This window comes from Vibrio sp. Y176 (genome assembly GCF_033438945.1).
The window spans coordinates 1-556 of the sequence record NZ_JAWOQS010000988.1; the positions used below are offsets into that span (position 1 = coordinate 1).

Annotated in this window: 1 pseudogene; it reads right to left on the minus strand. The window is 49.5% G+C overall.

Annotation, left to right across the window (positions count from 1 at the left end):
• A pseudogene (locus tag R7O13_RS29795) lies at positions 1–556 on the minus strand (cache domain-containing protein); the annotation flags it as partial.

The following is a 556-nucleotide window of genomic DNA, read 5'->3' on the forward strand; positions in this document are numbered from 1 at the left end:
CGGCAGTGGCGTTGATTGGTCGAGTCACGCGTTCGAAGATGACCCAACTAAAGCCGATACCAAACAAGCTGACGACGATACCAACAATCCAGCTTTTCTCTTGGCTTTTCGGTAAGAGGCCAAGCAAATCAGATTCCGAGATAGAAGTGCCGATGAACCAAGTTAAACCGTTTGGATCGTAGTAGGGCGTGATGCGGATAAAAATACGTTGGCCGCTGTGGTCAAACTCAAACGTGTACGGTTGGTCTGTATGGTACAAGTCAAAACCACGCACGCGGGAGGCGCTGATTTTGATGATCGGGTCTGCGCTTTCAGAGGCGAACAAGCGTTGGCCTTTATCCGAAAACTTTGTGCCCCAAGACACCACGCTGCCAGGGCCAGAATGTGCCACTAATCGGTGTTCCTGGTCCATGATAAAGACCGATGCTTTGGTGTTCTTCTTGATGACGCGTAGAAACTCGTTGAAGGTATTGATACGAATGTCCGTTACCAATACGCCCGCAAATTCTTGGTGTTCGTACACCGGTGTCATAGCAGATAAAGTGATGTCTTGGCG